This window comes from Enterobacter sp. RHBSTW-00318, from assembly GCF_014101375.1.
In the GTDB taxonomy this organism is placed as follows: Bacteria; Pseudomonadota; Gammaproteobacteria; order Enterobacterales; family Enterobacteriaceae; genus Enterobacter; species Enterobacter ludwigii.
In genome coordinates this window covers 4,137,820-4,161,640 of sequence record NZ_JABXQH010000001.1, presented here as the reverse complement: position 1 = coordinate 4,161,640, position 23,821 = coordinate 4,137,820, and the positions used below count along the sequence as shown (strand labels likewise).

General features: G+C 55.7%; 22 protein-coding genes. 3 read left to right on the top strand and 19 right to left on the bottom strand.

The window, feature by feature from the left end; genetic code table 11:
* Positions 1-35: 35 nt before the first annotated feature.
* The 4 genes from glrR to purL form a co-directional block, all read right to left on the bottom strand.
* Positions 36-1,373 carry a two-component system response regulator GlrR gene (gene glrR, locus HV157_RS20545; RefSeq protein ID WP_014171196.1) on the bottom strand — a complete coding sequence of 446 codons (1,338 nt, stop codon included), beginning with the start codon at positions 1,371-1,373 and terminating at the stop codon, positions 36-38.
* Entirely contained in the window at positions 1,370-2,119 is a 750-nt protein-coding gene (gene qseG / locus HV157_RS20540; protein WP_182268888.1) for a two-component system QseEF-associated lipoprotein QseG, read from the bottom strand. The genes glrR and qseG overlap by 4 nt, the downstream gene beginning before the upstream one ends.
* A gap of 1 nt (position 2,120) precedes the next feature.
* A complete protein-coding gene (gene qseE, locus HV157_RS20535; RefSeq protein ID WP_047955966.1) occupies positions 2,121-3,548 on the bottom strand; it encodes a two component system sensor histidine kinase QseE/GlrK in 1,428 nt (475 codons plus the stop codon).
* A 534-nt stretch (positions 3,549-4,082) separates the two neighbouring features.
* Positions 4,083-7,970, bottom strand: a complete 3,888-nt coding sequence (gene purL / locus HV157_RS20530; RefSeq protein ID WP_153853128.1) for a phosphoribosylformylglycinamidine synthase — start codon at positions 7,968-7,970, stop codon at positions 4,083-4,085.
* A gap of 267 nt (positions 7,971-8,237) precedes the next feature.
* Between purL and mltF the strand changes: the two genes are divergently transcribed.
* Positions 8,238-9,788 carry a membrane-bound lytic murein transglycosylase MltF gene (gene mltF, locus HV157_RS20525; protein ID WP_014171200.1) on the top strand — a complete coding sequence of 517 codons (1,551 nt, stop codon included), beginning with the start codon at positions 8,238-8,240 and terminating at the stop codon, positions 9,786-9,788.
* Here the strand turns inward: mltF and tadA are convergent.
* From tadA to murQ, 4 genes are read right to left on the bottom strand one after another with little or no spacing between them, the layout of a single operon-like run.
* Entirely contained in the window at positions 9,676-10,215 is a 540-nt protein-coding gene (gene tadA / locus HV157_RS20520; protein ID WP_020883010.1) for a tRNA adenosine(34) deaminase TadA, read from the bottom strand. The genes mltF and tadA overlap by 113 nt on opposite strands.
* A 24-nt stretch (positions 10,216-10,239) precedes the next feature.
* Positions 10,240-10,875 (bottom strand): phosphatidylglycerophosphatase C, encoded by a 636-nt coding sequence (yfhb, locus tag HV157_RS20515; protein WP_020883009.1) that lies wholly within the window; start codon positions 10,873-10,875, stop codon positions 10,240-10,242.
* 3 nt (positions 10,876-10,878) lie between these two features.
* A complete protein-coding gene (locus HV157_RS20510; RefSeq protein ID WP_014171204.1) occupies positions 10,879-12,240 on the bottom strand; it encodes a PTS transporter subunit EIIC in 1,362 nt (453 codons plus the stop codon).
* A gap of 11 nt (positions 12,241-12,251) precedes the next feature.
* Positions 12,252-13,145 carry an N-acetylmuramic acid 6-phosphate etherase gene (gene murQ, locus HV157_RS20505; protein WP_020883007.1) on the bottom strand — a complete coding sequence of 298 codons (894 nt, stop codon included), beginning with the start codon at positions 13,143-13,145 and terminating at the stop codon, positions 12,252-12,254.
* A gap of 118 nt (positions 13,146-13,263) precedes the next feature.
* On the opposite strand from murQ, the gene HV157_RS20500 reads away from it, so the two are divergent.
* Both HV157_RS20500 and HV157_RS20495 read left to right on the top strand, forming a co-directional pair.
* The gene (locus tag HV157_RS20500) at positions 13,264-14,112 is read left to right on the top strand and encodes a MurR/RpiR family transcriptional regulator (RefSeq protein ID WP_014171207.1); all 849 of its coding nucleotides are present in this window, start codon (positions 13,264-13,266) and stop codon (positions 14,110-14,112) included.
* Positions 14,113-14,168: 56 nt separating this feature from the next.
* Positions 14,169-14,429, top strand: coding sequence for a YfhL family 4Fe-4S dicluster ferredoxin (locus tag HV157_RS20495; protein WP_020883006.1), 261 nt, complete (start codon positions 14,169-14,171; stop codon positions 14,427-14,429).
* On the opposite strand, the gene acpS is transcribed toward HV157_RS20495, so the two are convergent.
* The 11 genes from acpS to rpoE form a co-directional block, all read right to left on the bottom strand.
* Entirely contained in the window at positions 14,426-14,806 is a 381-nt protein-coding gene (gene acpS, locus HV157_RS20490; protein WP_014171209.1) for a holo-ACP synthase, read from the bottom strand. The two genes, HV157_RS20495 and acpS, sit on opposite strands and share 4 nt — an antisense overlap.
* Positions 14,806-15,537 carry a pyridoxine 5'-phosphate synthase gene (pdxJ, locus tag HV157_RS20485; RefSeq protein ID WP_182268887.1) on the bottom strand — a complete coding sequence of 244 codons (732 nt, stop codon included), beginning with the start codon at positions 15,535-15,537 and terminating at the stop codon, positions 14,806-14,808. The genes acpS and pdxJ overlap by 1 nt, the downstream gene beginning before the upstream one ends.
* Before the next feature lie 77 nt (positions 15,538-15,614).
* Positions 15,615-16,322: a DNA repair protein RecO gene (gene recO, locus HV157_RS20480; RefSeq protein WP_014171211.1), complete on the bottom strand. Its 708-nt coding sequence runs from the start codon at positions 16,320-16,322 to the stop codon at positions 15,615-15,617.
* 11 nt (positions 16,323-16,333) lie between these two features.
* Entirely contained in the window at positions 16,334-17,239 is a 906-nt protein-coding gene (gene era, locus HV157_RS20475) for a GTPase Era (RefSeq protein ID WP_014171212.1), read from the bottom strand.
* The gene (rnc, locus tag HV157_RS20470) at positions 17,236-17,916 is read right to left on the bottom strand and encodes a ribonuclease III (protein WP_003860711.1); all 681 of its coding nucleotides are present in this window, start codon (positions 17,914-17,916) and stop codon (positions 17,236-17,238) included. The genes era and rnc overlap by 4 nt, the downstream gene beginning before the upstream one ends.
* A gap of 222 nt (positions 17,917-18,138) precedes the next feature.
* Entirely contained in the window at positions 18,139-19,113 is a 975-nt protein-coding gene (gene lepB / locus HV157_RS20465) for a signal peptidase I (RefSeq protein ID WP_014171215.1), read from the bottom strand.
* A 15-nt stretch (positions 19,114-19,128) separates the two neighbouring features.
* Entirely contained in the window at positions 19,129-20,928 is a 1,800-nt protein-coding gene (gene lepA, locus HV157_RS20460) for a translation elongation factor 4 (RefSeq protein WP_014171216.1), read from the bottom strand.
* 185 nt (positions 20,929-21,113) lie between these two features.
* Complete coding sequence (rseC, locus tag HV157_RS20455) at positions 21,114-21,590, bottom strand: SoxR-reducing system protein RseC (protein ID WP_014171217.1); 477 nt, start codon at positions 21,588-21,590, stop codon at positions 21,114-21,116.
* Positions 21,587-22,540, bottom strand: a complete 954-nt coding sequence (rseB, locus tag HV157_RS20450; protein WP_014171218.1) for a sigma-E factor regulatory protein RseB — start codon at positions 22,538-22,540, stop codon at positions 21,587-21,589. Before rseB ends, rseC begins: the two co-directional genes overlap by 4 nt.
* Positions 22,540-23,190, bottom strand: a complete 651-nt coding sequence (gene rseA, locus HV157_RS20445) for an anti-sigma-E factor RseA (protein WP_025203448.1) — start codon at positions 23,188-23,190, stop codon at positions 22,540-22,542. Before rseA ends, rseB begins: the two co-directional genes overlap by 1 nt.
* Positions 23,191-23,221: 31 nt before the next feature.
* The gene (gene rpoE, locus HV157_RS20440; RefSeq protein ID WP_129318424.1) at positions 23,222-23,797 is read right to left on the bottom strand and encodes an RNA polymerase sigma factor RpoE; all 576 of its coding nucleotides are present in this window, start codon (positions 23,795-23,797) and stop codon (positions 23,222-23,224) included.
* Positions 23,798-23,821 lie beyond the last annotated feature (24 nt).

The following is a 23,821-nucleotide window of genomic DNA, read 5'->3' as shown; positions in this document are numbered from 1 at the left end:
GCTCACAGTATCATACTCATTCAGATTTTGCGGTACTACTCTTTAAAATCGTTTGCTTCCAGCTCATGGCGGGAGAGCAGCTTGTAGAACTCGGTACGGTTGCGCCCGGCCATACGCGCCGCATGGGTTACGTTGCCTTTGGTTATCTGCAGGAGCTTGCGCAGATAGTTCAGTTCGAACTGATTACGCGCTTCTGCAAACGTCGGCAGCGCGGTGTTTTCCCCTTCCAGCGCCTGCTCCACCAGTGCGTCGCTAATGACGGGTGACGAGGTCAGCGCCACGCACTGTTCAATAACGTTCACCAGCTGGCGCACGTTGCCCGGCCAGCTTGCGGCCATCAGCCGTTTCATCGCATCGGTGGAAAACGCCCGGACAAAAGGCTTATGCCGATCGGCCGCCTGGCGCAAAAGATGGTTTGCCAGCAGCGGAATATCTTCCGCCCGCTCGGCCAGTGCCGGAATTTTCAGGTTCACCACGTTCAGACGGTAGTAGAGATCTTCACGAAACTCGTTGCGCGCCATGACCTTTGGTAAATCGCGGTGCGTGGCCGAAATGATACGCACGTTAATATCGATATCGCGGTTACTGCCGAGGGGGCGCACTTTTCGCTCCTGCAAAACACGCAGCAATTTGACCTGCAGCGGTGCCGGCATATCGCCAATCTCGTCCAGGAAAAGTGTGCCGCCTTCTGCCGCCTGGAAAAGCCCTTCCCGGCTGCTCACCGCCCCGGTGAACGCCCCGCGGGCATGACCAAACAGTTCAGACTCAAGCAGTTGTTCAGGGAGCGCACCACAGTTAATCGCGATAAAGGCGTTTTTGCTGCGCGGGCTAGCGTTATGGATAGCCTGGGCAAGGATCTCTTTCCCGGTACCGCTCTGGCCATTAATCAGCACGCTAACGTCTGACTGCGCCACCATCCGGGCCTGTTCGAGCAGACGCAGCATAATCGGGCTGCGGGTGACGATAGACTCCCGCCACGCTTCATCATTCGACGGAGCCGCGTGCTCAAGCGCGCTGTCGATAGCCTTATAGAGGGCATCTTTATCTACCGGCTTGGTGAGAAAGCTGAATACCCCCTGCTGCGTCGCGGCAACGGCATCCGGAATCGATCCGTGCGCCGTCAGGATGATCACCGGCATGCCAGGCTGCTGCTTCTGGATCTCCGCGAACAGCTGCAGGCCATCCATTTCATCCATTCGCAGGTCGCTAATCACCAGATCAACCTTCTCGCGGCTCAGGACTTTCAGCCCCTCCTGCCCGCTTTCCGCCGTCACCACACTGTAGCCTTCACTGACCAGACGCATCCCCAGCAGCTTTAACAGCCCCGGATCGTCATCCACCAGTAAGAGATGGGCAGGTTTTCGGCTTGTCATGGCTTCACATCCTCTTGTTTCTGCGCATCACCGTCTGGCGTCACGGCTGACCCTTTTGGCGCATCAGGCAGATAATTTCCGGCCGGTTTACGCGTCGAGAGCTGCCTTTCGATGTCGGTCAGGTTTTCAAGCTTGCGCGTCGTGGTATCCAGTTGAGCACGTAAGTGCTGCTCCTGCTGGCGCAGCGTATCAAGCTCGCTGTCGGTGGATTGCTGTAATTTGCTGTAGCGAAAACGCTCTTCAGACAACTGCAGTTGTAACGCCTGACCATCACGCCAGAGCTGATACACCGGGCGCACCTGCGCCGGAAGATTTCCGACAAACGTGTCCAGCCGCGTGACGTTGGTGCGACGCTCAACGGGGGTGATTTTCGCATCCGCGAGTAAAATTCCACGCTTGAACGCGTCCTGCCAGGTATCGTCACTGAGCATCGCCGCTTGCGAGCGCGCCTCAACCGGCGCCAGACGCTGGGCGCAATCTATTCCACGTAGCCAGAACAGCGGATTGCTCTCGACGTCATGCCCCGACAGGTTCCAGATGTCGTCACAGCGGGTCGACAGAAAATCTGCCAGCTGATTATCTGGCCATTTATCTTGTTGTTTATCGCTAATCGCACTTTGCGGCACATGGGAAACACAGCCCGCCAGAAATAAACAGGGCAGGCTCAGGCGAAACATATTGCTGGAAAACACCGCGCGCACGGCGCGGGAAAAGACGTGTGACATACTCACCAGGCATAGATTCATTTCATTGATTTTTCCGGCTCAGGGGCAGTTCAATACGGAAGCAAACATCTGACCGTTCGTCCGTGGCAATTTTCAGCTCACCCTGCATGCGTCGTATGCAGTCCCGGGCAATACTCAGGCCCAGCCCACTTCCTTTTACCGCCCCTTTCCGCTGATGACTTCCCTGGAAAAAGGGTTCAAAGATCATGGTTTTTTCGTCATCAGGGATTGGAATGCCGGTGTTAGCGACGTCAATAAACACCCGTGAACCATTCGTATAACTTCGGATATAAATGTTACCGGATTCAGTACCATAGTGCACCGCATTGGAGTAAAGATTATCCAGAACGCTCATCAACAGCATCGGTTCCGCGAGGCAGGTTGGCTCACTGAGCTCCACCCCGGTATGCATCATTTTAGCTCTTGCTGGCAAGCTATGGGCGGAGATCACCATATCCACCAGCGGCGCAATATCGACGTTTTCCAGCACCACCGCGCCATCCGCCAGTTTGCGGTTGTAGTCGAGCAGTTGCTCAATCAGCTTTTGCAGATTGCGGCTGCTGGCATCCAGGATGTCGACAATCTCTTTCTGTTCGGGCGTAAGCGGCCCCGCCACTTCATCTGCCAGCAGTTCCGTTCCTTCGCGCATGCTGGCAAGCGGCGTTTTAAGCTCATGGGAAATATGGCGCAAGAACTGATGGCGCTGGGATTCCAGCCATGCCAGACGTTCAGAAAGCCAGATAATGCGCTGGCCAACGGAGCGCAACTCGCGCGGACCTTTAAAGGCGACCGTATCCCCGAGAGACTTCCCCTCGCCCAGGCGGTTAATCATGCGCTGGATACCCTTCACCGGGCCGATGATCATGCGGGTAAAGAGCAGAACCAGACCGAGGCTGACGAGGAACAGCACCAGCGCCTGCCAGCCAAAGAACTGGCCACGTTCCGCAATCTCCTGCTGCAGCTGTTGCCCGCGCGAGAAGATAACCGTGCGGGTAGACTGCACCATCTCGGTATTGGCATTCGCAAAGGCTTCCAGACGGGCAGCCGCTGCAGCATCCGGGCCACTGTTCTTACACTGCAGTTGCGCCAGATCGTTCAAATCCTGACGTAACGCCTGATAAAGCTTATCGTCCGGCAGCACCCCTGCATGGGCGTCCAGCATTTCACTGTAGCGTTTACGTTGATTCTGATAGACCTTTTCCAGAGTAGGATCGTCAAGCACGCAGTACTGGCGATAGCTGCGTTCCATCTCCAGCGCGGCGTTAGTCATCGCTTCACTGCGTCGGGCGTCGATCAGCGTCGTGCGGTTAGTCAGTGCCGCCTGCGCACTCAACGCGTTGAGACTCTGCCACGCCTGCCATGCCAGGATCAGCAAAGGCAGCAGGATCAGCAGAAAGGCCATCATGACAAGCTGTCGCAGGGAACGAGGAAAAACGGGCCAGCGTTTCAACGCATTACTCTCTTTATCGGGGTTTGAGGAGAGCGTAACTGAGTCTGCCCTTCAGATACAACAAAGCCGGGTAAAAACCCGGCTTTGTCATGGAATGAGGCGGTGCCTAACTCGACGTTTCGCCCTGGCCTGATAAAGCAACGCTATGATCAGTAGTTGGACGGCAGGCACCTTTTTGTGCGTCATTCGAAGTTTATGTAGCACGTCCCGAAGGGGCTGACATAAGAAGGTGAATGAGCCACTGATTAATATTATGCAACACTCGTGCCATAATGCAAAACAATAAATTATCTTGTTGATATTTATCTATTTTATGCAATTATGCCGTTAATTGCCCGCTGAATGATTTCCAGGCTAAGTGTCGCTAAAAAGCAACACCTTAACGACAACCCACCACACCCTATAGAATTCAATGAGTTAAATGTCTCCTTTTGGAGACACCACGAATAGCGGATTGTCGCGGTTTTGCGACAGGCACAAAAAAACCCGGTGGCGTTTTCGCGCACCGGGCCTGCTGTGGGAGTAGCGGTACGCTTAACCTAGCTGTTTACGCGCATTTCGGAAGATACGCATCCACGGGCTGTCCTCGCCCCAGTTTTCCGGGTGCCAGGAGTTGCTCACGGTACGGAACACTCGTTCCGGGTGCGGCATCATAATGGTCGCACGACCGCTTTCGCTGGTCACCGCAGTGATACCGTTCACCGAACCGTTCGGGTTAGCCGGGTAGGATTCTGTCACCTTGCCGAAGTTATCGACAAAGCGCAGCGCCACCAGACCTTTGCTTTCAAGCTGAGCCAGATGAGCTGCATCGCGCACTTCAACCTGGCCTTCGCCATGGGAAACGGCGATTGGCATCTGCGACCCTACCATGCCCTGCAGCAGCAGAGACGGGCTTTGGGTCACTTCCACGAGGCTGAAACGCGCTTCAAAGCGGTCAGACTGGTTACGCACAAAGCGCGGCCAGGCTTCGCTACCGGGGATCAGCTCGCGCAGGTTGGACATCATCTGGCAACCATTACATACGCCCAGCGCCAGCGTTTGCGGACGGTGGAAGAAGGTTTCAAACTCGTCGCGGACACGGCTGTTGAAGAGGATGGACTTCGCCCAACCCTCACCTGCCCCCAGCACATCGCCGTAAGAGAAACCACCGCAGGCCACCAGCGCCTGGAAATCTTCCAGACCGGTACGCCCGGCCAGCAGGTCGCTCATGTGAACGTCGATGGCATCAAAGCCCGCACGGTAGAAGGCAGCAGCCATCTCAACGTGGGAGTTGACGCCCTGCTCACGCAGTACGGCCACTTTCGGACGCGCGCCGGTCGCAATGTACGGCGCGGCGATATCTTCGTTGATGTCGAAGGAGAGCTTCACGTTCAGGCCAGGATCGTTGTCGTTAGCCTTCGCGTTGTGTTCCTGATCGGCACACTCCGGGTTGTCACGCAGGCGCTGCATCTGCCAGGTAGTTTCAGCCCACCACATACGCAGGGTAGAACGGCTCTCGCTGAACACCGCGTGGCCATCCGCTTCAATGACAAAGCGGTCGCCCTGCACGGCTTTACCCAGATAATGCACGCAGTCTGCCAGGCCGTGCTGAGCCAGTACGCTTTCAACCGCGTCACGATCTGCGGCACGCACCTGAATCACCGCGCCCAGCTCTTCGTTAAACAGCGCCGCCAGACGATCCTCGCCCAGCGTCGCGATGTTCGCTTCGACGCCGCAGTGGCCGGTGAAGGCCATCTCAGCCAGAGTAACCAGCAGGCCACCGTCGGAACGGTCGTGGTAGGCCAGCAGTTTACGCTGTGCCACCAGGGCCTGGATGGCGTCGTAGAAACCTTTTAACTGCGCCACATCACGCACATCTGCCGGCTTATCACCCAGCTGACGATAAACCTGCGCCAGCGCGGTCGCTCCCAGCGCGTTATGGCCTTTACCCAGGTCAATCAGCAGCAGGGCGTTATCTTCAGTCACCAGCTGTGGCGTCACGGTATGGCGCACGTCTTCTACGCGGGCAAACGCGGAGATGATCAGCGACAGCGGAGAGGTCATCTCGCGCTGCTCGTTACCGTCCTGCCAGCGGGTCTTCATCGACATGGAGTCTTTACCCACCGGAATGGTCAGGCCGAGTGCCGGGCAGAGCTCCTCACCCACCGCCTTCACGGCTTCATACAGGCCCGCATCTTCGCCCGGGTGGCCCGCTGCGGCCATCCAGTTCGCGGAAAGTTTGATACGTTTAATGTCGCCAATCTGCGTTGCGGCAATGTTGGTCAGTGCTTCACCAACGGCCAGGCGAGCAGACGCGGCGAAGTCCAGCAGAGCGACCGGGGTACGTTCGCCCAGCGCCATCGCTTCACCGTAGTAGCTGTCGAGACTCGCGGTGGTGACGGCACAGTTAGCCACCGGGATCTGCCACGGGCCAACCATCTGATCGCGCGACACCATACCGGTCACGGTACGGTCGCCGATGGTGACCAGGAAGGTTTTCTCCGCCACGGCCGGCAGGTGCAGAACGCGATTGACCGCGTCAGCCACGGTAATGCCCTGACGATCCAGCGCTTTGCCAGCCGCTTTACGGGTCTCAACGTCGCGGGTCATCTTCGGCGTTTTACCGAGCAGCACGTCCAGCGGCAGATCGATCGGCTGGTTGTCGAAATGGGTGTCGCTCAGGGACAGGTGCAGCGCTTCGGTCGCTTCACCGATGACGGCATACGGGGCACGCTCGCGGCGGCACAGCTCGTCAAACAGCGGCAGCTGATCGGCAGCGACGGCCAGAACATAACGTTCCTGGGATTCGTTACACCAGATTTCCAGCGGGCTCATGCCTGGCTCATCACTCAGGATGTCGCGCAGATTGAAACGACCGCCACGACCACCGTCACTGACCAGCTCCGGCATGGCGTTGGACAGACCGCCCGCGCCTACGTCGTGAATAAAGAGGATAGGGTTGGCATCACCCAACTGCCAGCAGCGGTCAATGACCTCCTGGCAACGGCGTTCCATCTCCGGGTTATCACGCTGTACGGATGCAAAATCGAGATCCGCATCAGACTGACCGGAGGTCATAGAGGAGGCAGCCCCGCCGCCCAGGCCGATGTTCATTGCCGGGCCACCCAGAACGATCAGCTTCGCACCGACTACGATCTCGCCTTTTTGCACGTGATCGGCGCGAATGTTACCGATCCCGCCAGCCAGCATGATCGGTTTGTGATAGCCGCGCAGCTCTTCGCCGTTGTGGCTCTCCACTTTCTCTTCGTAGGTACGGAAGTAACCGTTCAGCGCAGGACGTCCAAATTCATTGTTGAACGCCGCCCCGCCCAGTGGGCCTTCGGTCATGATATCCAGCGCGGTCACAATACGTTCCGGCTTGCCGAAATCTTCTTCCCACGGCTGTTCAAAGCCCGGGATGCGCAGGTTGGAGACGGAGAAACCGACCAGACCGGCTTTTGGTTTAGCACCCCGTCCGGTTGCGCCTTCGTCGCGGATTTCTCCGCCAGACCCGGTCGCCGCACCCGGCCACGGCGAGATCGCCGTCGGGTGGTTATGCGTTTCGACTTTCATCAGGATATGCGCCGGCTCCTGATGGAAATCATAGCGCCCTGCTTCGCGATCGGCGAAGAAGCGGCCCACGTCAGAACCTTCCATCACCGCGGCGTTGTCTTTGTAGGCAGACAGCACGTGGTCAGGCGTTTTTTCCATGGTGTTTTTGATCATTTTGAACAGCGACTTCGGCTGCTCTTCACCGTCGATAATCCAGTCGGCGTTGAAAATCTTGTGACGGCAGTGCTCAGAGTTTGCCTGAGCGAACATGTAAAGTTCGATGTCGTTCGGGTTGCGGTTCAGCTTAACAAACGCATCCTGCAGGTAGTCAATTTCGTCTTCTGCCAGTGCCAGACCGAGACGCAGGTTGGCGTCAATCAGCGCCTGACGGCCCTGCCCCAGCAAATCGACGCTCTGTACCGGCGCAGGCTGATGGTGGGAGAAGAGTTTCTGCGCATCGTCCAGAGAGGCAAAGACACTCTCCATCATGCGGTCGTGCAGCTCAGCGGCAACGGTTTGCCACTGCGCATCGGTCAGGGTAGAGGCTTCAACGTAGTACGCCACGCCGCGCTCCAGACGGTTAATCTGGTTCAGACCACAGTTGTGGGCGATGTCGGTGGCTTTGGAAGACCAGGGGGAGATGGTGCCTGGACGAGGCGTCGCAAGGATCAGTTTGCCGGTTGGCGTATGGCTGCTCAGGCTTGGACCATATTTGAGCAGGCGTTCCAGCTGTACTCGCTCCTCTGCATTCAGGGGTGCATTCAGGTCAGCAAAATGGACATACTCAGCGTAAATATTGCTTACCGGAAGGTCGGCTGCCTGAAAACGTGCCAGCAGTTTATTGATACGGAAGGCAGACAGTGCAGGCGAACCACGCAGAATTTCCATCATAAGTCTCTCGTCTTCGAAGCGCCGGGGCGCTTACAGTGTGCGCAAGGGGGGAAAACGGGCGTCATTATAGAGAATCCTGAGCGTCGACGAAACCGTTTGCGTCGAAATAAAATCAACGTTTACGTTTAACAATAGATGTGACCTCTCTCTCTAATTTGTTGCCAAGTGGCGTAACTTTACGCAAAATGCCGCTCATTCAATGGCAAACCTTATTCTTAACATGGCTACAGCATACTGAGGCACCCGGCGTCGCAGAGAATTAACTAATTGAAAAAATTAAAGATTAATTATCTGCTCATCGGCATTGTAACGTTGCTGCTGGCAGTGGCCCTCTGGCCTTCCATCCCCTGGTTCGGTAAAGCCGAAAACCGTATCGCCGCCATACAGGAGCGGGGGGAATTGCGCGTCAGTACCCTCAACTCGCCGCTGATTTACAGCGACATTAACGGCAAAACGATTGGCCTGGATTATGAACTGGCGCAGCAGTTTGCCGACTATCTTGGCGTGAAGCTCAAAATTACCGTCCGTCAGAATATCAGCCAGCTGTTTGATGACCTGGATAACAACGATGCCGATATCCTTGCGGCCGGGCTGGTGTACAACAGCGAGCGCAGCAAGAACTATCAGCCAGGCCCAACCTACTACTCCGTTTCGCAACAGCTGGTCTACCGGGTCGGGAGCCTGCGCCCGCGAACGCTGGCGGCGATTAATGCACAACAGTTGACCATCGCCCCGGGTCACGTCGTGATTGACGATCTGCGTGAGCTCAAGGAGAAGAAATTCCCGGACCTGAGCTGGACGGTTGATCCTAAGCTCGGCACGACTGAGCTGCTGGACCAGGTAAAAGATAAAAAACTGCCCTACACCATCGCTGATTCGGTCGCGATCAGCCTTTTCCAGCGCGTGCACCCCGAAATCGCGGTGGCGCTGGACGTGACAGACGAACAGCCGGTGACCTGGTTTAGCCAGCTTGATGACGATCAGACCCTCTCTGCGGCGATGCTCGATTTCTTCAACACCATCAATGAAGACGGTACGCTGGCGCGTCTGGAAGAGAAATACCTCGGCCACGGTGACGATTTTGATTACGTCGACACCCGAAGCTTCTTGCGCGCAGTCGATAGTGTGCTGCCAGACCTGCAGCCGTTATTTGAGAAGTATGCCCAGGAGATCGACTGGCGATTACTGGCAGCGATCTCTTATCAGGAATCCCACTGGGATACTCAGGCCACCTCGCCCACTGGCGTTCGCGGCTTAATGATGCTCACTAAAAATACCGCTCAGAGCCTTGGGCTGACCGACCGCACCGATGCAGAACAGAGCATCAGCGGCGGCGCACGGTATCTGCAGGATATGATGGGCAAAGTGCCGGAGACGGTGCCTGAAGAGGAACGGATCTGGTTTGCGCTGGCAGCCTACAACATGGGTTATGCGCACATGCTTGACGCGCGCGCGCTGACGGCGAAAACGAAAGGTAACCCGGACAGCTGGTCAGACGTAAAACAGCGCCTGCCGCTGCTGAGCCAGAAGCCGTGGTACAACAAGCTGACCTACGGTTACGCGCGCGGGCATGAAGCCTACGCCTACGTGGAAAATATCCGTAAATATCAGATTAGCCTGGTGGGTTATCTGCTGGAGAAGGAAAAAGAGGCGGCAGAGGCAAATCAGCTGGCCCAGAGTTATCCGGTGGTGGCACCGGACGAACTTACTCGCCCGACAACTTCAATTCTGCCTTTTGTTGCTTTTTCTGCTGACGGCGCATTCGAAAGAAATCACTTAATAGCCCCGCACACTCTGGTGCAAGTACCCCACCGATAGTCTGCACCTGGTGGTTCATCCCCGGGTGTCCCAGTACGTCCATCAGCGAACCGGCCGCTCCGGTTTTTTCATCCCGCGCGCCAAAGACCAGCGTGCCGATACGGCTATGCACCATCGCGCCGGAACACATAACGCACGGCTCAAGCGTGACATACAGCGTGGTATCAAGCAGACGATAGTTTTGCAGCACCATCCCGCCCTGACGAAGGGCCATGATTTCAGCGTGCGCAGTCGGATCGTGACGGCCAATCGGGCGGTTCCACCCTTCCCCTATCACCTGGTTATTGTGGACAAGCACAGCACCCACGGGCACTTCCCCCTCGTCCCAGGCGCGCTGGGCAAGCGTAAGCGCATGGCGCATCCAGTATTCATGATCGCGTTCAGGGTTGCACAACGGTTGATACTCCAGTCTAAAAGCGGGCGGCATTATACACACCCGCTATAGATAAGACTATTCGAGTTGCTGAAGTTCGCCTGCGGGCGTGACGCGCCAGCGATGCTGGCAAAAATAGAGCAGCGGGTTGTCCTGCTTGCTGTCGCTGTAGCCGCTGTAAAGACGCAGTGGCGTACCGATTCGCTTCTCCAGTTGCACCACCTTTTCATGTCCCAGGCAGCGCATGGTCAGTACCCATCCACCGTAGCCGCGGGTAATTTGCGTGGCGATAAGATTCACCCGCGGCAGCCACGGGGTATCATAATAGACCTGTTCCACCAGCGCTTGCGGGGATCCGGTAATCAACCAGATGTCGGCATCGTTCGCGTCGAGATAGCTGGTGAGCCTTGCCTGAACAACCGGAAACGCGGTCACATGCCCGCGAAACCAGTGCACAAAATCCTGCTGAAGCTGTTTAAGCCGCGCTTCGCTGCGTCCAAAGGTACAGCCCCAGAGCAACAGGCTCATTGGCCAGCGCGCTGCCCGACCTTTTAGCAACAGCGCAATGCCAATAACGGGTAAGAGTGGTAATACGAGCAGCGCATTCAAAGGCTGACGCCGCAGCAGGTAGCGCATAAACGTACCAAACATATCCTGCTGATGCAGCGTACCGTCCAGGTCGAAAAAAACAACGCGACGCTCGTGATTTGCCAAACCTTACTCCTCTGGATCGTTGAATCCTAACAGCCAGGTAAACAGGAACCCGGCGATCACCGCTACCAGATAGCCTAACAGATAGAGCATAACTTTTCCGGTCACGATGGTGAGCGCCAGCGGCAGCCCGGAGATCCCAAAGGTGATCACCGTTGCCACTTTCCAGTAGCTGATCAGCGCTCCGCCTACCGCCCCTCCCAGGCAGGCACCGAGGAACGGTTTCCCCAGCGGCAGCGTGACGCCGAAAATCAGCGGCTCGCCAATTCCGAGTAATCCGACCGGCAGCGCACCTTTGATCACTTTTTTCAGCCGCGCGTTGCGGGTTTTCATCAGTACGGCAATCGCCGCCCCGACCTGCCCCACGCCAGCCATCGACAGGATGGGCAGCAGCGCGTTGTAACCGTGCGCCTGCACCAGCTCGACGTGGATAGGCACCAGCCCCTGATGCAGACCGGTCAGTACCAGCGGCAAGAAGGTGCCTGACAGCACGGCACCCACTAACAGACCGCCGCGATCGATAGCCAGCGATGCGCCATGGGCGATGGCCTCAGAGATCCAGCCCCCCAGCGGTTGTAACGCCACAATAGCCACGCTGCCGGTGATTAACGTCGTTAACAGTGGATTGAGGATCAGCTCAATTGATCCAGGCAGGAGAGTGCGCAGTTTCTTCTCGATCCAGCACATCAGGATGACCACCAGCAGCACGGCAATCACCCCGCCGCGGCCAGGCTGGAGCGCCTCACCAAACAGGGTTATCTGCGCCAGTTGTGGGCTGGACAGAATACCTGCCATCACCCCGCCCATGGCCAGCGAGCCGCCAAAGACCTTCGCGGTGTTGACCCCCACCAGAATGTTCATGATGGCAAACACGGCGCTGCCGAAAATCCCGAGAATGCCTAATAAATTAGGATACTGGGTCGCGAAGTCCCCTACGATATCCGGACGCTTAAGAATATTGATGATCCCGGTGATTAAGCCAGAGGCAATAAACGCCGGGATCAGCGGAATAAAGACGTTGGCCAGTTGTCGCAGCGCATCGCTCATGGGGGCTTTGTATCGGGCCTTTGCCTGCGCCTTCGTACGTTCGACGTCGTCGATCGCCACGCTCTCGCCGCCGACCATCAGCGCACGCATGGCATCCACAACCTGCGCCGCCTTTCCCGGCCCGACAATCAGCTGGTGCTGTTGCCCCTGTTTAACGTAACCACTCACGCCGGAAAGCTGCTTCAGACGCGGCACATCAAGCTGCTCGTCGTTATGCACCTCGACGCGCACGCGCGTCATGCAGTTTTCCAGACGCTGAATATTTTTTTCCCCACCGATCCCCTGCAGGATATCGCTGGCGAGCGCTGCTGTTTTGTCCATACACGCCTCTGTTAGTTTTCTAATGCCGCCCGTAAGAACCCGTTATGGGCATTGAGCCTTGCTCTGGCGGCCGCAGCGTCCAGTCCGCTCAGGATCATCAGAATGGCCGGTTTAACATCGTGATCGGTTTGTTTCAGTACCGCTTCCGCCTCTTCGCGGCTTGCTCCCGTCGCCTCCATAACCATACGGCAGGCTCTGTCCACCAGCTTGACGTTGGTCGCTTGCATATCCACCATCAGGTTCTGATAAACCTTGCCAAACTTCACCATCGCGCCAGTGGAGATCATGTTGAGCACCAGCTTTTGCGCGGTGCCGGATTTCAGACGCGTAGAGCCGGTTAACGCTTCCGGGCCGACAACCGGAGAGATAGCGATAGCAGCGACCTGCGCAATCGGCGAGCCAGGATTACAGGAAATCGCCACCGTGGTGCAGCCCGTCTTGTTGGCATACTCCAGACCGCCGATAACGTACGGCGTACGCCCGGAAGCCGCCAGCCCAACAACCAGATCCTGAGCGGTCAGATTTAGCCCCTTCAGGTCATTCTCGCCGAGCTGTTTGTTGTCTTCCGCTCCTTCCACGGCTTTCAGCAGCGCGCCAGGGCCGCCAGCAATCAACCCGACCACCAGACCGTGCGGCACACCAAACGTTGGAGGGCATTCAGAGGCATCCAGCACACCAAGACGCCCGCTGGTTCCGGCGCCCATGTAGATAATGCGACCACCGGCCTTCAGTGCTTCCGCCGCAGCATCGACGGCTTTCGCCACCTCGGGTAATGTCTCTTTCACTGCCTGCGCGACCAGCGTATCCTGTTGATTAAAACGGTTAACCAGCTCCAGGGTGCTGAGCGCATCCAGATCCATGGTTTGTGGGTTACGCGTTTCAGAAACAAGTGAGCCAAGATTCATCTTTTGTACCTCAAGAATTTTTAATTCATAATAATCTCACTATAATGGAATATAAAATTCATTCAGGCGAGCAAAATTCGTATTTGCGCAGACAATCACAATTTCGCCAGGAGAACCTATGAACTGTTTAATTCGCATTCGCCAGCGTTATGCAGGCTTTGCTCAAAGCGACAAAAAGCTGGCGGATTTTCTGCTCTCTCAGCCCGACCATGCCCGCCATCTCAGCTCGCAGCAGCTGGCGAGTGAGGCCGGAGTGAGTCAGTCGAGCGTGGTGAAATTTGCCCAGAAGATTGGCTTTAAAGGCTTCCCGGCTCTCAAGCTGGCGATTAGCGAAGCGCTGGTGAGTAACCCCAATCCGCAGTCGATGCCGGTGCATAATCAGATTCGTGGCGATGACCCGATGCGTCTGGTGGGAGAGAAGCTCATCAAAGAGAATGTCGCGGCCATGCATGCCACCCTTGATGTGAATACCGAAGAAAAATTACTGGAAAGCGTGGCGATGCTGCGTGCAGCGCGACGTATTATTTTGACCGGGATAGGCGCGTCCGGACTGGTGGCACGTAACTTTGGCTGGAAGCTGACAAAAATAGGTTACAACGCCATTGTCGAGCAGGATATGCACGCCCTGCTGGCGACCGTGCAGGCGATGGATGCTAACGATCTGCTGCTGGCGATCTCCTATTCCGGCGAACGCCGCGAGATCAATATGGCTACCGATGAAGCCTTACGCGTAGGCGGTAAGATTCTGGCCATCACCGGGTTTACTCCCAACGCGCTGCAGCAGCGGGCTACGCGCTGTTTATATACTATCGCGGAAGAGCAGGCTACGCGCAGCGCGGCGATCTCCTCGACAAGTGCGCAAATGATGTTGACCGACCTGCTGTTTATGGCCCTGGTGCAACAGGATCTGGAGCACGCGCCAGAGCGTATCCGGCACAGTGAAGAGCTGGTAAAAAAACTGGTTTGAACAGGTAATGAGCGTATAATGCCCGCCCTGTTTGTGTTGTTTCTGAGAATTTCCTGATGGCGCTGTTAATCACCAAAAAATGCATCAATTGCGATATGTGCGAACCGGAATGCCCGAACCAGGCGATTTCGATGGGCGAGAGCATTTATGAGATTAACAGCGACCGCTGCACTGAATGCATCGGCCACTACGAAACGCCGACCTGTCAGAAAGTGTGCCCAATCCCCAATACCATCCTGAAAGATCCGGCACACGTCGAGAGCGAAGAGCAGCTTTGGGATAAGTTTGTCCTGCTGCATCACGCGGACAAACTTTAACTTTCGATAATCACCGTCGCGCAGGCGTAGTGGCGTTCATCGGCGAGCGTCACGTGCATGTGATTTACGCCGAGTTTCTCTGCCAGCGTTTGCGCCTCACCCCATAAACGCAGGCGCGGTTTACCCAGCTCATCGTTAAACACTTCAAACTGATTAAACGCCAGACCATTACGAATACCGGTGCCGAAGGCTTTCGCTGCCGCCTCTTTGACGGCAAAGCGCTTGGCCAGAAAACGTACCGGCTGCTGATGCGTCTCCCAGATGGCCCATTCGTTATCGCTCAGCACGCGTCGTGCCAGGCGATCGCCGCTACGGGCGATCACCGCTTCAATGCGGGCTATTTCAACGATATCGGTGCCTAAGCCCAGAATAGCCATTACTGACGCGCTTCCAGCATCAGGCGTTTCATTTCTGAGACCGCCTCTTTCAGGCCACTCATTACCGCACGGCCAATAATAGCGTGGCCGATATTCAGCTCATGCATTTCTGGCAGGGCTGCAATGGCCTTGACGTTATGGTAGGTCAGGCCATGCCCGGCGTTAACTTTCAGCCCCAGGCTCGCGGCATAGGTGGCCGCATTGGCGATACGCTCCAGCTCTTTGGCCTGCGTAGTTTCGTCTTTCGCATCAGCGTAACAGCCGGTATGAATTTCAATATAGGGCGCGCCCACTTCGGCAGCCGCTTTGATCTGTGCTACATCGGCGTCGATGAACAGAGAGACCAGGATTCCCGCCTCAGCCAGACGCTTGCAGGCATCACGCATTTTGTCGCGTTGACCCGCCACGTCCAGGCCCCCCTCGGTGGTCACTTCCTGACGTTTTTCCGGTACCAGGCAGCAGAAATGCGGCTTCGTCTCGCAGGCAATCGTCAGCATCTCTTCCGTGACCGCCATCTCCAGGTTCATGCGGGTGTCCATCGTCTGACGCAGAATGCGCACATCGCGGTCGGTAATATGACGGCGGTCTTCACGCAGGTGAACGGTAATGCCATCGGCGCCAGCCTGCTCAGCGATGAACGCCGCCTGAACCGGATCGGGATAAGCCGTGCCGCGTGCATTACGCAGCGTGGCGATGTGATCAATGTTGACGCCTAACAGTAATTCAGCCATGACAATCCTCGGTATTTTAGTTCGTGTCCCTGCCTCCCTCTCCCTCAGTGAGAGGGCTGGAGCGAGGGTCTGATACGTTAACGTTTCGGCATAAACTGCCTGAACAATTCGCGGCTCTTTAAGGGCTTGCCGCCAAGATACGGCTTGAGCGCAATCCGGGTAAAGCGTTTTGCTGCGCGAAGGGTATCCTGATCGGGAAACTCGCGCGCATACAGCGCTCTAAGCTGTCGCCCGGTAAAAGTGCTGTTATCTATCACGACGCTGGCGATAAAGCCTTTTTCTTCACGGTAGCGATAGGTCATCGCATCCTCTACCTCGTCTCCGCTCCCTGCACAATGCAAAAAATCGACCCCGTAGCCCAGGTGTCCGAGCAGCGCCAGTTCAAAACGACGCAGGGCAGGTTCGGGCGTACCGGTAGCGCCGGCTAGCGCCTGGATACAGTGCAGGTAATCAAAGAAAAGTTCAGAGAAGCGAGTCTCATGCTCCAGAACACGTGAGATGAGTTCGTTGACATAGAGACCGCTGTACAGCGTGATACCAGAAAGGGGGAGCGCCAGAGAGACGGCTTCGGCACTGCGCAGGGTTTTGACTTCCCCACGCCCGCCGAAGCGTACCAGCAGCGGAGTGAAAGGCTGTAAGGCGCCCTTCAGGCCGGAGCGTTTGGAACGTGCGCCTTTAGCAACAAGGCGCACACGGCCCGACTCTTCCGTGAAAACGTCCAGCATAAGGCTGGTCTCGCTCCACGGACGGCTATGGAGGACAAAGGCACGCTGCCATCCATCCACGATGTTCAGTCTTAGACGTCGTCGCCGTAACCGAGGCTGCGCAATGCACGCTCATCATCGGCCCAGCCTGATTTCACCTTCACCCACAGTTCAAGGTGAACCGGGGCTTCAAACATGTCCTGCATGTCTCTGCGCGCTTCAATGCCGATGGTTTTGATCTTGGCACCTTTGTTGCCGATCACCATCTTCTTCTGCCCTTCACGCTCAACGAGGATCAGGCCGTTGATGTCATAGCCGCCGCGTTCGTTGGTCTGAAAACGTTCAATCTCAACCGTTACGGAGTACGGCAGTTCCGCGCCAAGGAAACGCATCAGTTTTTCACGGATGATCTCAGAGGCCATAAAGCGCTGAGAACGATCGGTGATGTAATCTTCCGGGAAGTGATGAATCGCTTCCGGCAGATGTTTGCGCACGATGCCTGCGATGGTATCGACGTTCAGACCGGTCTCGGCAGACAGCGGGACGATATCAAGGAAGTTCATCTGGCTTCCCAGCCACTGCAGGTGCGGCAGCAGATCGGCTTTTTCCTGCACGTTGTCCACTTTGTTGACCGCAAGGATCACCGGCGTTTTACCGTCGCGCAGTTTGTTCAGCACCATTTCGTCGTCAGGCGTCCAGCGGGTGCCTTCCACCACGAAAATCACCAGCTCTACGTCGCCAATCGAGCTGCTCGCCGCCTTGTTCATCAGGCGGTTGATGGCGCGCTTCTCTTCCATGTGCAGGCCCGGGGTATCAACGTAGATCGCCTGATAGGCGCCTTCCGTGTGGATACCGACGATGCGGTGACGCGTGGTCTGCGCCTTACGGGAAGTAATGGAAATTTTCTGCCCAAGCAGATTATTCAACAGGGTAGATTTGCCAACGTTCGGACGTCCGACGATGGCAATAAACCCGCAATACGTTTTTTCTTCGCTCATTCCAGCTCCAGCATTTTTAACGCCTGTTCGGCGGCAGCCTGTTCAGCCTTACGACGGCTAGAACCTGTGCCGACCACCGGTTCACTCAGGCCACTGACCTGGCAATGGATGGTAAATTCCTGATCGTGCGCTTCGCCCCGCACCTGTACCACCAGATAGGATGGCAGCGGGAGGTGGCGACCCTGCAAATATTCCTGCAGACGCGTTTTCGGATCTTTTTGTTTATCGCCCGGACTGATTTCGTCCAGACGGGTTTGATACCAGTTAAGGATCAGCTTTTCTACGGTCTGAATATCGCTGTCCAGGAACACACCACCAATTAATGCTTCGACCGTGTCGGCAAGAATAGATTCACGACGGAAGCCGCCGCTTTTCAGTTCACCCGGCCCAAGTCGCAGACATTCGCCCAGTTCAAATTCACGAGCGATTTCCGCCAGGGTATTACCCCGAACCAGCGTCGCGCGCATGCGGCTCATATCACCTTCGTCCACACGTGGGAAACGATGATAAAGCGCATTCGCGATCACGAAACTTAAAATAGAGTCACCCAGGAACTCGAGGCGCTCATTATGCTTGCTGCTGGCACTGCGGTGGGTTAATGCCTGTTGCAACAACTCCTGATGATGAAAAGTGTAGCCCAGCTTCCGTTGAAGCCGATTAATTACGATGGGGTTCATGCGATACCAGTAAATGAATGCGTCAAAAATGCAGCACACGAAACCGACCTGAGAAGACCAACGCGGTTTCGTGTGCCGTGGCACCCTTGCAGGGCCAACCTTAAACTTCGGGGGAATATTCTATACACAACGACAGGGGATGTCGTTAGTCCAAAGAGATTTATCGCTGAAATAATTCACGTAGCCGCTAATTAACGCGGCTACGCGTTCATTTAATGAGAATTAATGGATCCCGCCGATACGATTCAGGCGAACGCCGGTCGGCCATTCGCCTTCCTGCTTCTCAAAACTCATCCAGATAGCGGTCGCTTTACCTACCAGATTCGCTTCCGGCACAAAGCCCCAGTAACGGCTGTCCGCGGAATTATCGCGGTTATCACCCATCATGAAGTAGTGTCCCGGTGGTACGATCCAACTGGCCAGCTGTTGGCCCGGCTGCCGGTAGTACATCCCCACTTGATCCTGCGCGATTGGCACGGTGAGGATACGGTGGGTCACATCACCCAGCGTCTCTTTACGTTCTACCAGGCGAATACCGTCCTCTTTGGTCTCGCCTTTGGGCACCTGGAAGAAACCGCTGGTCGCTTCACCGCCGTTACGGCGAGCAAAGGTCTGCACAAAATCACTTGGCTCAACGTTTGAGTAAGTGATTGGCAGCGCGTTTTCACACGCGGTACCGGAGCTGCAGCCAGGCTGAACGGTAACTTCTTTCGCCACCGGATCGTAGGTGACTTTGTCACCCGGCAGTCCCACGGCACGCTTGATGTAATCCAGACGCGGATCTTCCGGGTATTTAAACACCACGATGTCGCCACGTTTTGGATGACCGGTTTCGATCAGCGTTTTCTGGTAGATCGGATCTTTAATCCCGTAGGCAAACTTCTCAACCAGAATAAAATCGCCAATCAGCAGCGTTGGCATCATTGAACCAGACGGGATCTGGAACGGCTCGTAAATAAACGAGCGGACAACCAGCACAATCGCCAGCACCGGAAATACCGATGCCCCGGTTTCCAGCCAGCCCGGTTTCGGGCCGACTTTCTTCAGGGTTTTCGCGTCCAGCCCATCGCCAGTGGCTGCCTGTGCAGCAGCCTGACGTTCATGGCGTTTTGGGGCGAAAATAAACTTATCCAGACACCACAACAAACCTGTCACCAGGGTAGCAATGACCAGAATCAGGGCAAACATGTTCGCCATGCCAACTCCTTAGGGTTATTTGCCGTCTTTACCAACATGAAGGATGGCAAGGAATGCTTCCTGCGGCAGTTCGACGTTACCGACCTGCTTCATACGCTTCTTACCTTCTTTCTGTTTCTGCAGCAGCTTTTTCTTACGGCTGACGTCACCGCCGTAGCATTTCGCCAGAACGTTTTTACGCAGCTGTTTCACAGTAGAACGGGCAATAATGTGGTTACCGATGGCGGCCTGAATCGCGATATCAAACTGCTGACGCGGGATCAGCTCTTTCATCTTCTCAACCAGCTCACGGCCACGGTATGGCGCATTGTCGTTGTGAGTGATCAGTGCCAGCGCATCCACACGCTCGCCGTTGATCAGCACGTCCACACGCACCATGTTAGACGCCTGGAAGCGTTTGAAGTTGTAATCCAGTGACGCATAGCCACGAGAGGTAGACTTCAGGCGATCGAAGAAGTCGAGGACCACTTCCGCCATAGGGATTTCGTACGTCAGCGCAACCTGATTACCGTGGTACACCATGTTGGTCTGTACGCCACGCTTCTCAATACACAGCGTAATAACGTTACCCAGGAACTCCTGCGGCAGCAGCATATGACACTCTGCAATGGGCTCGCGCAGTTCTTCGATATTGTTCAGCGGCGGCAGCTTGGACGGGCTATCGACGTAGACGATCTCTTTGTTGGTGGTCTGCACTTCGTACACAACGGTCGGTGCCGTGGTGATCAGATCCAGATCGTACTCACGCTCCAGACGCTCCTGGATGATCTCCATGTGCAGCAGACCAAGGAAGCCGCAGCGGAAGCCGAAGCCCAGCGCCGTGGAGCTTTCTGGTTCATAGAACAGGGAAGCATCGTTGAGGCTCAGCTTGCCGAGCGCATCACGGAAGTTTTCATAGTCGTCAGAGCTGACCGGGAACAGACCCGCGTAAACCTGCGGTTTAACCTTTTTAAAGCCTGGCAGCGCTTTGTCTGCCGGGTTACGTGCACCGGTCAGGGTATCGCCCACTGGCGCGCCGAGGATGTCTTTAATGGCGCAGACCAACCAGCCTACTTCGCCACATTTCAGCTCGGTACGGTCAACCTGTTTTGGCGTGAAGATACCCAGACGGTCAGCGTTGTAAACCTGGCCAGTACTCATTACCTTGATTTTGTCGCCTTTACGCATGGTGCCGTTTTTAATACGCACCAGCGAGACAACGCCCAGGTAGTTATCAAACCAGGAGTCGATGATCAGCGCCTGCAGCGGGGCATCCGGGTCACCTTCTGGTGCCGGGATATCACGCACCAGGCGTTCCAGCACGTCGGTCACGCCCACGCCCGTTTTAGCGGAGCAGCGCACCGCATCGGTCGCGTCGATGCCGACAATATCTTCAATCTCTTCCGCTACGCGCTCAGGATCGGCAGCTGGCAGGTCAATTTTGTTCAGAACCGGCACAACCTCGAGATCCATTTCCATCGCGGTGTAGCAGTTTGCCAGGGTCTGGGCTTCAACGCCCTGCCCGGCATCCACAACCAGCAGCGCGCCTTCACAGGCCGCCAGCGAGCGTGAAACTTCATAGGAGAAGTCAACGTGGCCTGGGGTGTCGATAAAGTTCAGCTGGTAGATTTCGCCATCAGCCGCTTTGTAATCAAGCGTAACGCTCTGCGCTTTGATGGTGATACCGCGTTCGCGTTCCAGGTCCATGGAGTCCAGAACCTGGGCTTCCATTTCACGATCAGACAGGCCACCGCAAATCTGGATAATACGGTCAGACAGCGTCGACTTACCGTGGTCAATGTGAGCAATGATCGAAAAGTTACGTATGTTCTTCATATAGTTAAATAATTATGCCTTACGAATTCCTGGAGGCCGCTGTTCTTAGCCTGACGTTTTTCAGTGCGAAAACGCCGCATTCTACACTACATCCCCGTTACCTGGAAATGTACTTAGCGCCAGGTATAGCGTGAAGAAATGGCGTTTTCTGTTTTAGGACGTAAAAAAGGACAAAGCCCGATGGATCACCGGGCCTCAGAAGAGAGCGTCTCAACACGAAGCTGGTCGGGTGCTAGCCCTACGCTGAGAATAACAGGCTGCCATTCTTCGCGTGCGGCAAGCTTCGGGGAAAGAGCTTTGGCCAGCCAGAATCCCCCTACGCCGCCCAATGCAGCACCACACATGGCGGCCACATCGGTACCAAACAGCATCTGGAATACGCCGCCCATAACAAACAGCCCCACCAGCGGAGAGAGATAAACCAGCATGGCGGACGTGAGCAGGCTACCTTCTGCAATTCCCAGCTCCACCTTTTGCCCCACCATCAGCGGCCGATCGCTTGGCACGGAAATGGTATGCGAGGTTTGCGGCCCGAGCTTATTCAGCACGCGGCTACCGCAACCGGCTCTGGAAGCACAGCTATTGCATGAGGCCTTAACATCACAACTCACCAGCGCAATGCCATTCTGCCACGATACGACCGTAGCCCACTCTTTAATCATTGTGCAGCCCTGAATTTAATGCTGTCGGAAATACGCTTCGCCGTTTGTGGCGGTAATTCACCCACAATGGTGATCTCTGCATTATCGCGAACCGTGGTGCTGACCGTCCTACGTCCGGTACGAAGCATTTGTTCAGAACTGTTTGCCGATGCGCGGTTAATGTTCACCGAGAAACTGAACAAACCATCGGAATAAAGACGCGATTCAACCGGTGTTTCAATGGTTGGCAGTTGTCGGCGGCTGCTGGAGACTTCGCTAAACCCTTGCGGGATCCAGGAAGGAACCCAGTTGAAGTTGACGGAATCACCCGCCGGTACCGAAAGCAACGGCGGCAGGCTGGCTTTCGCCAGATTCTGCATGCTATTACCCACCTGATTGTTCACACTAAAGGAGATAACGCGGAACTGTTCCAGCGTTTCACCATCACGGTCAAGCAGGTCTACACGCATTGGCAGCTTGGTTTCGGCGTCAATCCAGACGATATAGCTGTAGCGCGTTCCGTCACGGGCAACAACGCGGATCACCTCACACAGTCTGTCCGCAATGCGCGTACGCCCTACTGAAATGAAATCATAGTAAGGCGCAAGACGTTTGAAGTCGGTGTAGATAAGCGATGGCAGAGAATCGACGATATAATCGCCATTCAGCGTGAAAGGCTCCAGACCGGGTTCGAAATAACTGATTTCGTTACCACGCTGGACAACTTCCCGACGCGGGCCATCCATCTGTAAAAGCTGGGCGAGCGGCTGGTTATCAAGACGGGCATGGCGGTATCGTAACGACTCGACGCCCTGCTTATTGATACTGATAAATGCCAACTCGTAATTGAGTGACTGGCTGGCCAGATTCATTTGCTGCAACAACGCCCCGGATGAAACATCAGCCGAGGCGTTGGCAGAGAAGAACAGGCTACCCGCCATCAGAGACATGGCGAACCAAAGTTGCTTCATTACTGCGATTGCGTTCCTAAAGTTTGGTTTCCGGGCACCTGCACAGCCGCTTGCTGGGTTTGTGCCTGCTCAAACTGAAGCTGTTCAGAGTGCAGACGACGCTGCAACTCGTAATCCTGCAACATCGCATTAATGCGACGGCGTTGCTCCTGAACCTGCTGTTGCTGGCCGCCGCTGGCGGATGCATCAGCCGGAACACCCAAACTTACCGGGCTGGCTTTGCCCATCATCGGCAGTGTGTTGAACACTGGCGCTTCTGGCTGCTGATTAGTTTCAGACTGAGTATTATAGTGCTGGACGCCAACGATAACTGCAAGCGATACGCATGCAGCCACACCCATTTGGGTGAGCTGGCTGGCCCACGGACGCACCTTGTGCCAGAACGGCATTTTCTGCCACTGGTGAGGCGCAGGTTGAGCTTCAGGAATCAGCGGAGTGGTCTGACGGACAGGCTCATTTTCAATGGCCGCCATCACGCGAGCTGAGATATCGAAATGGAGAACCTCGCCGGTGTCACCGCGAAGGGTGTCACGGATGAGATGGTAACTCTCCCAGGTCTCTTGCATTTCGGGAGAATGAGACAGCTCGTTGAGCAGCTCACTATCCAGCGTTTCACCATCCATTAAAGCGGAAAGTTTTTCTTTCTGCATGCCTAATACCTTTTCCAGTATCCCGCTATCGTCAACGCCTGATAAGCGGTTGAACTTTATTATCAATTGCTTCTCGCGCACGGAAAATACGTGAACGTACCGTGCCGACCGGACAATCCATGATGGCGGCTATCTCTTCATAGCTCAGACCATCCAACTCCCGTAACGTAATTGCCATGCGTAAATCTTCCGGGAGCGACTCGATCGTGCGAAAAACGATTTGTCTCAGTTCTTCTGACAACATTAAGTTCTCAGGGTTCGAAATTTCTTTCAGCGCACCGCCACTTTCAAAGTTTTCGGCGTCGATTGCGTCCACATCACTTGAAGGCGGACGGCGGCCCTGAGCGACCAGATAATTCTTTGCCGTATTGACCGCAATACGGTACAACCAGGTATAAAAAGCACTATCTCCCCGGAATGAATCCAGCGCGCGATAGGCCTTAATCAAAGACTCTTGTACTACATCAGGCACATCGCCTGACGGTACATAGCGGGAAACCAGGCTCGCCACCTTATGCTGGTAGCGCACCACCAGTAAGTTAAAGGCTTTCTGATCTCCCTTCTGGACCCGTTCAACCAGGACCTGGTCCGTTAACTGCTCGCTCATCCGAGGTAATGTCTCCCCAAACCT

What these genes read in the sequence shown, in the direction of transcription:
- rseA (WP_025203448.1), bottom strand. Translation starts at nt 23,190, where the DNA reads ATGCAGAAAGAAAAACTTTCCGCTTTAATGGATGGTGAAACGCTGGAT.
- rnc (WP_003860711.1), bottom strand. Translation starts at nt 17,916, where the DNA reads ATGAACCCCATCGTAATTAATCGGCTTCAACGGAAGCTGGGCTACACT.
- rseB (WP_014171218.1), bottom strand. Translation starts at nt 22,540, where the DNA reads ATGAAGCAACTTTGGTTCGCCATGTCTCTGATGGCGGGTAGCCTGTTC.
- HV157_RS20510 (WP_014171204.1), bottom strand. Translation starts at nt 12,240, where the DNA reads ATGGACAAAACAGCAGCGCTCGCCAGCGATATCCTGCAGGGGATCGGT.
- acpS (WP_014171209.1), bottom strand. Translation starts at nt 14,806, where the DNA reads ATGGCTATTCTGGGCTTAGGCACCGATATCGTTGAAATAGCCCGCATT.
- murQ (WP_020883007.1), bottom strand. Translation starts at nt 13,145, where the DNA reads ATGAATCTTGGCTCACTTGTTTCTGAAACGCGTAACCCACAAACCATG.
- qseG (WP_182268888.1), bottom strand. Translation starts at nt 2,119, where the DNA reads ATGAATCTATGCCTGGTGAGTATGTCACACGTCTTTTCCCGCGCCGTG.
- glrR (WP_014171196.1), bottom strand. Translation starts at nt 1,373, where the DNA reads ATGACAAGCCGAAAACCTGCCCATCTCTTACTGGTGGATGACGATCCG.
- purL (WP_153853128.1), bottom strand. Translation starts at nt 7,970, where the DNA reads ATGATGGAAATTCTGCGTGGTTCGCCTGCACTGTCTGCCTTCCGTATC.
- tadA (WP_020883010.1), bottom strand. Translation starts at nt 10,215, where the DNA reads ATGCCGCCCGCTTTTAGACTGGAGTATCAACCGTTGTGCAACCCTGAA.
- HV157_RS20500 (WP_014171207.1), top strand. Translation starts at nt 13,264, where the DNA reads ATGAACTGTTTAATTCGCATTCGCCAGCGTTATGCAGGCTTTGCTCAA.
- rpoE (WP_129318424.1), bottom strand. Translation starts at nt 23,797, where the DNA reads ATGAGCGAGCAGTTAACGGACCAGGTCCTGGTTGAACGGGTCCAGAAG.
- lepB (WP_014171215.1), bottom strand. Translation starts at nt 19,113, where the DNA reads ATGGCGAACATGTTTGCCCTGATTCTGGTCATTGCTACCCTGGTGACA.
- lepA (WP_014171216.1), bottom strand. Translation starts at nt 20,928, where the DNA reads ATGAAGAACATACGTAACTTTTCGATCATTGCTCACATTGACCACGGT.
- rseC (WP_014171217.1), bottom strand. Translation starts at nt 21,590, where the DNA reads ATGATTAAAGAGTGGGCTACGGTCGTATCGTGGCAGAATGGCATTGCG.
- pdxJ (WP_182268887.1), bottom strand. Translation starts at nt 15,537, where the DNA reads ATGGCTGAATTACTGTTAGGCGTCAACATTGATCACATCGCCACGCTG.
- HV157_RS20495 (WP_020883006.1), top strand. Translation starts at nt 14,169, where the DNA reads ATGGCGCTGTTAATCACCAAAAAATGCATCAATTGCGATATGTGCGAA.
- era (WP_014171212.1), bottom strand. Translation starts at nt 17,239, where the DNA reads ATGAGCGAAGAAAAAACGTATTGCGGGTTTATTGCCATCGTCGGACGT.